The 7,888-nt window shown below is 43.1% G+C and carries 9 protein-coding genes; 5 read left to right on the top strand and 4 right to left on the bottom strand.

Annotation, left to right across the window (positions count from 1 at the left end; genetic code table 11):
• Positions 1 to 238: 238 nt before the first annotated feature.
• Entirely contained in the window at positions 239 to 1,081 is an 843-nt protein-coding gene (gene dapF, locus DP116_RS20175; RefSeq protein ID WP_169156867.1) for a diaminopimelate epimerase, read from the bottom strand.
• 200 nt (positions 1,082 to 1,281) lie between these two features.
• On the opposite strand from dapF, the gene DP116_RS20170 reads away from it, so the two are divergent.
• Entirely contained in the window at positions 1,282 to 1,491 is a 210-nt protein-coding gene (locus DP116_RS20170; protein ID WP_169156866.1) for an Hfq-related RNA-binding protein, read from the top strand.
• A gap of 81 nt (positions 1,492 to 1,572) precedes the next feature.
• On the opposite strand, the gene DP116_RS20165 is transcribed toward DP116_RS20170, so the two are convergent.
• Positions 1,573 to 3,912, bottom strand: a complete 2,340-nt coding sequence (locus DP116_RS20165) for a cation:proton antiporter domain-containing protein (RefSeq protein WP_169156865.1) — start codon at positions 3,910 to 3,912, stop codon at positions 1,573 to 1,575.
• Positions 3,913 to 4,108: 196 nt separating this feature from the next.
• On the opposite strand from DP116_RS20165, the gene DP116_RS20160 reads away from it, so the two are divergent.
• From DP116_RS20160 to DP116_RS20150, 3 genes are all read left to right on the top strand, one after another.
• The gene (locus DP116_RS20160) at positions 4,109 to 4,714 is read left to right on the top strand and encodes a vWA domain-containing protein (RefSeq protein WP_169156864.1); all 606 of its coding nucleotides are present in this window, start codon (positions 4,109 to 4,111) and stop codon (positions 4,712 to 4,714) included.
• 153 nt (positions 4,715 to 4,867) lie between these two features.
• Positions 4,868 to 5,473 (top strand): vWA domain-containing protein, encoded by a 606-nt coding sequence (locus tag DP116_RS20155; RefSeq protein ID WP_169156863.1) that lies wholly within the window; start codon positions 4,868 to 4,870, stop codon positions 5,471 to 5,473.
• Between the two features lie 70 nt (positions 5,474 to 5,543).
• Complete coding sequence (locus DP116_RS20150; protein WP_169156862.1) at positions 5,544 to 5,936, top strand: salt stress protein, Slr1339 family; 393 nt, start codon at positions 5,544 to 5,546, stop codon at positions 5,934 to 5,936.
• A 61-nt stretch (positions 5,937 to 5,997) separates the two neighbouring features.
• Here DP116_RS20150 and DP116_RS20145 read toward each other — a convergent pair whose 3' ends face one another.
• Positions 5,998 to 6,351, bottom strand: a complete 354-nt coding sequence (locus tag DP116_RS20145) for a winged helix-turn-helix transcriptional regulator (protein ID WP_169156861.1) — start codon at positions 6,349 to 6,351, stop codon at positions 5,998 to 6,000.
• Positions 6,352 to 6,538: 187 nt separating this feature from the next.
• On the opposite strand from DP116_RS20145, the gene DP116_RS20140 reads away from it, so the two are divergent.
• The gene (locus DP116_RS20140) at positions 6,539 to 7,162 is read left to right on the top strand and encodes an FMN-dependent NADH-azoreductase (protein ID WP_169156860.1); all 624 of its coding nucleotides are present in this window, start codon (positions 6,539 to 6,541) and stop codon (positions 7,160 to 7,162) included.
• Between the two features lie 171 nt (positions 7,163 to 7,333).
• Here the strand turns inward: DP116_RS20140 and DP116_RS28665 are convergent.
• On the bottom strand, positions 7,334 to 7,888 hold a 555-nt coding region (locus DP116_RS28665; RefSeq protein WP_211173402.1), incomplete at its 5' end, for a hypothetical protein.

Here is a 7,888-nt window from a genome sequence, read left to right as displayed (position 1 = left end):
CGTTAAGGATTGATCCTCCCTAGCCCTCCTTAAAAAGGAGGGAACCAAGCAAGCTTTTTAACTTTGGTGGGGGATCTTACAAAACTAAATACCACTAACAGCAACCGTATTGGGGTATAGGGGAACAGGCGGAAATGCATTTTATTTGGAACTGTTGTTTATTCTCCTTACACCCCTACACCCCCAGTTGTTTATTCCCCTTACACCCTTACCCCCTCACACCCTTACACCCCTAGTTTTAGTCAATTTTGCCAGTAAAAACCCGCTCTGCTGGTCCTGTCATATAAAGGCGTTGGTCGATTTGGGACCATTCTATCAGCAATGGTCCTCCTGGAAGTTCCACCGTAGCCTTGCGATCGCATCTCTGTGTCAACACACCCGCCACTAACGACGCACACGCGCCCGTCCCACAAGCTAAAGTTATACCCGCACCTCGTTCCCATACACGCATTTTCACGTAGTCAGGACGCACCACTTGGATAAATTCAGTATTGATTCGTTGAGGGAAAACTGGGTGATGCTCAAACTGAGGACCAATAATTTCTAGAGGAATTGTTGCAACATCTTCTACAAAAGTGATGCAGTGAGGATTTCCCATATTGACACAGGTGACATCCCAAGTTTTGCCTGCGACTTCTAGCGGTTGATTGATCACTTTTTCGTTAGCTGGGTTGATAGTCGTGGGAATTTCACCAGCAAGTAGCCTGGGGATACCCATATCCACTTTCACTTGACCATCTGGCATGAGTTGGGGTGTCATCACACCACCTAGAGTATGAATGCGATATTGGTCGCTTTTTTTAGCGTCGCCCTCCAAATCAGCTAAAAAAGCACCTAGACAGCGAATACCGTTACCACACATTTCTGGTTCTGAACCATCAGAATTAAAAATCCGCATGGTATAGTCAGTACCGTTTTCTCCAGGTAAGGCAAAAATAACACCATCTGCACCGATGCCAAAGTGGCGATCGCACAACTTAACCGCTTGCTCTTGAGTGATGACAGGCTCTGATGACGAGCGATTGTCAATCAATATGAAGTCATTGCCCAGACCGTGATACTTAGTAAATTCTATTGCCATTGTCAAAGTCGATGAATTATATTTGAGTTTTTACGTCATTAGTGTAATGTCTTTTGTCAGTTATTACTGACTTACGATAAGGGTACCTCAACCCACCAACATCTACGATTTGGTGGTCTAAAATCAGTGGAAGCACCTCGACCGACTGATTTATTCCCTACACCCCTACACCCTTATACCCTTACACCCCTTCTTCAATTATGGGACTTGACACCTCACTGCCTAGCATTCGGCAAGTACAAAATTTAATACAGCAGGCAGTCACAATTGAGATTAAACTGCTAACTGGCGACATATTGATTGGGAGAATTATATGGCAGGATTCTCAGTGTATGTGTCTTATGAATGAAAATGGTCAACAGATGACTGTTTGGAAGCAAGCTATTGCTTATATTAAGCCTAAAGAATAGTCATTTGTCTTTTGCTAATAAACGATTGGTTGCACACTCCCTTAACCCGCAATATAGCGGTTCGGGAGTAATGACTAATGACTAATCCAACACACTATCCCTAGGCAAAAACTCTTTGAGTGCTTCTGCTTCGCCTGCTTTCACCACTGGGATAGATAGCGGTATTTCGCTTCTTGGGACAAGGAACCGCACAAGTTGATTCAGAGAAAGCAAATTTCCACACAATAAAACTTGGTCGCGGACTTGCAAGTCCGCTTTACCATCGGGAAGGCGGATAAACTTGCCATCTCGTCGCATTGCTTGCACCATGACCTTATATTTGTTGCGGATATCCAAATCTGCAAGGGTTTTCCCAACCAGTGGACTATCGGTACTGATAGTAACCCACTGGCAAGCGTTGCTTTCTCCGGGAACAGCAACTTGACCTTTGGCGAATTCATCTAAAGCTGCCAATTCATCATCAGAACCAACTACCAAGAGGCGATCGCCCTCTTCCAACTTGGTCTGCACTGGAGGATAATCTATTTCCTCACCTCCTTCACGACGAATCGCCATCAAACTCACTCCTGTTAAGTAGCGCATATCTGCTTCTTCTAAAGTCATACCGACTAGGGGTGAACCAGATGGTAAAGAATACCAACGTTTATTCAGGTCTTGAGTTGCGAGTTGTAAATCACGGGAAACCTCAGACGCAGATAGTTCCGGTCGCAGATCCAAATAATGACGATTGCGAATTTCCTGCATTTCTCGCTGCACCACAGCAGATGACAAGCCCAAATCAGTTAATATGTAAGTCGTCATTTCCAAACTAGCTTCAAACTCTGGTTGCACAACTTCCCGTGCTCCCAGTTGATAAAGTACCTCAATACTTTTGTCGTTAGTGGCGCGAACAACAACATCTAAATCAGGAGACAATTCCAAAGCGCGTTTGAGGCAAAGACGGGTACTCATGGGGTCAGGAAGTGCGATCGCCACTGCTCGTGCTGTGTTGACTCCAGCAGTTTCTAAAACGTGAAAACTCACACAATTACCATAAATATAAGCCACCCCAGCTTCGCGCAACTGCTGAATTCGACTTTCTGACTGGTCAATTACCACAACAGGCAAATTGTGCTGCTGGAGCAACTTCACCAAATTGCGTCCCACTCGCCCATAGCCGCAGACAACCACATGGTCTTTGATTGGTAGTTCGTCAGCAACTCCCAACGGCTGACCATCCCCGCTTAAATAGGGCTTTAACCAAGGTACTGATTCTACCCAGTCAAATACAATTGGAACCAAACGCAGCACAAAAGGGGTAAGCACTAATGTTACTGCTGTTGTTCCCAAAATCAATAAATATACTTTTCGTGAAACCAGCCCCAGGGCTTGTCCTGAGCTTGCGAGAACAAAGGAAAATTCTCCAATTTGAGCCAGTCCCAACCCAACGATTAACGCTGTTTTCAACGGGTAGCGGAACGATTTTACCAGTGGCGTAATAATTAAACATTTACCAATAAATACCAGTGTCACTAATCCCAGAATTAATTGCAGATTGTTCCACAAAAATACTGGGTCGATTAACATCCCAATGGAGGCAAAAAATAAACTGGCAAAAATATCTCGCAATGGCTCAACATAGGTAAGGGTTTGATCAGCGTATTCCACTTCCGAAATCATCAAGCCAGCGACAAACGCCCCCATTTCAATAGAAAGCCCCAAAGACTCTGTCAGTAGGGCAATACCCAAACACAGTGCTACGACACCTAATAAAAATAATTCTCGGCTTTCAGTACGGGCTAGCAGTCGCAACAAAGGAGGGATGAGCCAAATTCCTGCAACAACTGCACCAGCAGCAAATAAACCAATTCGCAACAGTGCCAACAAAACTGCGACAACAAGTGTTTCTCCAGGTTCGTGGAGGGCAGGTAAGACTGCGATCATCAGTCCTAGTGCTAAATCTTGAACGACCAAAATTCCCAGCATCACCTGTCCGTGGGGCGTTTCCGTCTCATTACGTTCCATCAAACACTTGAGAACAACTGCTGTGGAAGACAACGACAAAATTGCCCCTAAAAAGATGCCTTTAGCTGGTAGATATGCCCAAGCCCCTGTAGCCCCGCAGACTAAAACTGTGATGAGAATTGTCAGGGCAATTTGGAGTCCTCCTCCCCCAAGGGCGATCGCCTGGACTTTTTTCAGTTCCGTAAAGGAAAACTCAACACCTAAGGCAAATAGTAAAAAAGCGACTCCAAACTGAGCCAACGTTTCTACTTGAATCAATTCTTTAATGAGTCCCAGTCCGGATGGCCCAACGACCATCCCACCAATGAGATACCCTAGTAAAACGGGTTGTCTTAAAAGCGCTGCTAAGAGTCCGCCACAGGCTGCAACGGCAAAAACTGAAACTAAATCAACTATGAGTCTAAAATCTTCCTGCACAAGCTTATAAAAGAACTGTTAAGACCTATTAACCTCAGGATACAAAGTTTTTTCTCTTAAAGTATCAAATGGCTTTTTTTATTTAGCTATTTAAAGTATGCCCTATGCCTGTAGCTAAACAGATAACTGTTAAAACTACAATCCAATAGCTAGACTAGAACAACAAGGTAGCAAGGTTAACAATTAAAGGGATACTATGATGAGCGATCGCGATTACACATTGATTATTGATAAAAGCGGTAGTATGTCCACTCCTGACCAAGTTGGTGGTAGAAGTCGCTGGGAAATGGCTCAAGAATCTACACTCGCTTTGGCAAGGAAGTGTGAGCAATTTGACCCTGACGGCATCACAGTTTATGTATTTGCCGGTAAATTTAAACGCTACGATGATGTCACTTCAGCGAAAGTAGGGCAGATTTTTCTCGAAAATGATCCTGGTGGCACGACAAATTTAGCAGGTGTACTCCAAGATGCCACCAATCACTACTTTCAGCGCAAAGCAGCAGGTCAAGCCAAGCCCAATGGAGAGACAATTCTAGTAATCACCGATGGTGAACCAGATGACCGCAAAGCAGTATTTGAGGTGGTTGTTAATGCATCGCGCCAGATGGAACGCGATGAAGAATTGGGAATTTCTATAATTCAAGTAGGTTCAGATCCTCAAGCAACCAAGTTTCTCAAAGCTTTGGATGACCAAATGCAAGGTATTGGTGCTAAATTTGACATCTGCGACACAATCACCTTGGATGATCTTGAAGATATGAGCCTTGCTGATGTGTTAATGAATGCGGTGACTGATTAATCAGTTTTTTGTCATTTGTTCGTTATTGATGACTGATGAGTGATAAGGGAACAGGGAACAGGGAACAGGGAACAGGGAACAGAAAGTGTACCTAGCTTCGTTAAAAATCAAATATGAGTCCTATAACTGATAACTGATAGGGAGAATTGAAAAATGCTAGATAATCGTGACTATACTTTAATTATCGACAAAAGTGGCAGTATGGCAACTCAAGACCAAAAGGGTAGTAGAAGTAGATGGGTTGCTGCACAAGAATCTACTTTTGCCTTGGCGAGTAAATGCGAGCAACTTGATCCAGATGGTATCACTGTTTATCTGTTTTCTGGACGCTTCAAGCGCTATGAAAATGTGACATCAAGTAAGGTGTTGCAAATTTTCCAAGAAAATGACCCTTCTGGTACAACTGACTTGGCAGGTGTGCTGAAACACGCGACTGATAACTACTTTCAACGCAAAGCTGCGGGTGAAACTAAGGCAAATGGTGAAACTATTTTAGTTGTGACTGATGGTGAACCAGATGACCGTAAAGCGGTTATGAAGGTGATTATTGAAGCTTCTCGCCAGATGGATCGCGATGAGGAACTTGGTATTTCTTTTATTCAAGTAGGTACAGATTCCCAGGCTACTCGCTTTCTCAAAGTATTAGATGATGAATTGCAAGGGGCTGGTGCAAAGTTCGATATCTGCGACACCATCACCATAGAAGATATGGAAGACATGACTTTATCAGAAGTACTGCTCAATGCTATTAATGATTAAGCATCTTTGATGACTTTTCATTGAATTGAGGAGCAAACTGAATGTGGACTAGTACGGAGGATTTCATATCATGGATTCTCTTGATAAACTTTTAGCTGAACTGAAAGCTGAATATGAGGAACAAAAACCCCAACAGCATCAGCTAAAAGCAAATTCCATCAAACCAGTCAACAAAATGGAACAAAAATCAAATTCCTTAATAGATAACCTTTTAGCCGAAGTCAAAGCTGATTTTGAGCAAAAAGATTTAGCCGAAAAATTGCAAAAACAGCAAGAACAAGAACAAGAACGAATCAGACAAGAACAAATTCAGGCGAAAAAATTAGAGGAGTTGAAAAAGCAAGCCGAAGATTGGCTAGCTAAATTAGACCCCTTGTCCTTAGAAGGGCTTTGGTTTGAAAGATTTGCTGAGGGATATCCGTCAAAATTAGAGGCTGCGATTGAATATTTACAAACAGGGTGAATAAAATTCTGAGTTTTGTGTACCTTACAATTATTAAGAATTAACGAAAAAAGTCCAGTGCTCAAATATTTTGCTTTTTATTATTTATTTCAAATAAATGCTTGACACCCCACTCGTGCATTGCATAGAGAATTGGTTGAAGACTTTCTCCTAAAGGTGTTAAGGAATACTCTACTTTTGGAGGAATTTGCGCGTAAACTTTGCGATCAATAACCCCATCTTCCTCCATCTCCCTGAGTTGTTGGGTCAGCATTTTTTGAGTAATTCCATCTAAAGCTCGCTGTAATTCACCAAAGCGTTTCACACCATCCATCAATTCTCTAATAATCAAAACCTTCCAGCGTCCACCAATGACTTTTAGTGTGGTTTCTACTTCACAAGTCAGTCGGCTATGGTTTTGTGCTTCAGCTTTCATAGTTTCTTTTTGGTAACTAGCTTACTTTTAAGTGCCTACTTCTCATCTTAACTTTACATAGTTTAAAGTTAGTACGGATAAAAAGTTGAACTACAAATCATGGGACTAGTTCGTAGTTGCGTTTATGCGTAACCAACAAGCCTAGTAACCAATCCTAAATCTATTGCCTGCTATTGAGAATTAATTCATGGCACATATCTTGCATATTGACTCTAGTCCTCGTGGAGAACGTTCTTTCTCCCGCAAGTTCTCTGGTGAGTTTATCACAGCTTGGAAAAATGCCCATTCCGGAGATAAAGTCACCTACCGGGATATTGGTCATAATACAATTCCTCATGTAGACGAGTCGTGGATCGCTGCTGCTTTTACACCACCAGATGCTCGCACACCCGAGCTAGCTAAGGCAATTGAATTGTCAGATACCTTAGTGAATGAATTTTTAGCGGCTGACCGCTACGTCTTTGGCGTGCCGATGTATAATTTCAACGTACCTTCTACGTTGAAAGCTTATATTGACCAAATTGTTCGCGTTGGTCGCACCTTCGCCGTAACCGAGCAAGGTGGCTTTAAAGGGCTGGTTGAAGGCAAAAAGTTGCTAGTTATCACTGCTCGTGGTGGTGACTTTTCTCCAGGAAGCTTCGCTGCACCCTACGATTATCAAGAACCCTATCTCAGAGCGATTTTTGCATTTGTGGGAATTACAGACATTACATTCATCAATGTGGAAAACCTCGGTGCAGGTGATGAAGTTCGCCAGCAGTCTTTTGCAAAAGCACATGAAGCCATAGCACAAGCTGTGGCTAGTTGGTAATCTCTTAAGTAGGGTGAGCATTGTAATGCCTACCCTACTATGGAAATCGGTGAAAGTCATATAACTATAATTTCAAACCGCAGATGCACACACATGTAGACGCCCGGAGGGATCCCTACACCCTCACACCCTTACACTCTTACACCCTTACACCCTCACACCCTTATACCCCTACACCCTGCCCGTAGGGCTTTGACTTTTGCAAAACTTTTTAAAACGAACCGCAGAGGTACAGAGAAAGCAGAGGAGAAAAATCGAGGAGGGAGAAAGCAGGCTTACTTCCCCTGCAGGCTTAATAGAGGTGTTCCCCTGTATTTGCTGCCGCAGATACTGGATGATGTTGATATGATTAGGCACTGTCTCCGTATTAGACTGAGAGAAAGGCGATTCGTATATGACATCAGGCGCATAAACGTACCAGGTACTCTTGGCTTGTCCCTGATTGGGTTGAAGTGGCTGCACGAATGTGACTTTCCAGTGGTCGCCACCATATCTAAAAGCATTGCGATCAATAGATGAAATACGCAATTGCTGACCTGCTGTGGCTGCGTACTTGTCTTGTTGTGCTAAATTTGACGATTGTTCTCGCCAGTCTTGCTTGAAAGTTGTATTTGTTCTGACTCTGAGGAAAGCTGAGGTTGATGTATTAGTTAATAATTTTACATCAGGCACATAAACGTACCAGGTACTCTTGGCTTGTCCCTGATTGGGTTGAAGTGGCTGCAC

The organism is Brasilonema bromeliae SPC951, assembly GCF_012912135.1.
Taxonomy (GTDB): domain Bacteria; phylum Cyanobacteriota; class Cyanobacteriia; order Cyanobacteriales; family Nostocaceae; genus Brasilonema; species Brasilonema bromeliae.
This window is presented reverse-complemented; position numbering and strand designations above follow the sequence as displayed.

Excerpts from the sequence above, each read along its gene's own strand:
- DP116_RS20160 (WP_169156864.1), top strand. The coding sequence starts at position 4,109 with ATGATGAGCGATCGCGATTACACATTGATTATTGATAAAAGCGGTAGT.
- DP116_RS20170 (WP_169156866.1), top strand. The coding sequence starts at position 1,282 with ATGGGACTTGACACCTCACTGCCTAGCATTCGGCAAGTACAAAATTTA.
- DP116_RS20150 (WP_169156862.1), top strand. The coding sequence starts at position 5,544 with ATGGATTCTCTTGATAAACTTTTAGCTGAACTGAAAGCTGAATATGAG.
- DP116_RS20155 (WP_169156863.1), top strand. The coding sequence starts at position 4,868 with ATGCTAGATAATCGTGACTATACTTTAATTATCGACAAAAGTGGCAGT.
- dapF (WP_169156867.1), bottom strand. The coding sequence starts at position 1,081 with ATGGCAATAGAATTTACTAAGTATCACGGTCTGGGCAATGACTTCATA.
- DP116_RS20145 (WP_169156861.1), bottom strand. The coding sequence starts at position 6,351 with ATGAAAGCTGAAGCACAAAACCATAGCCGACTGACTTGTGAAGTAGAA.
- DP116_RS20140 (WP_169156860.1), top strand. The coding sequence starts at position 6,539 with ATGGCACATATCTTGCATATTGACTCTAGTCCTCGTGGAGAACGTTCT.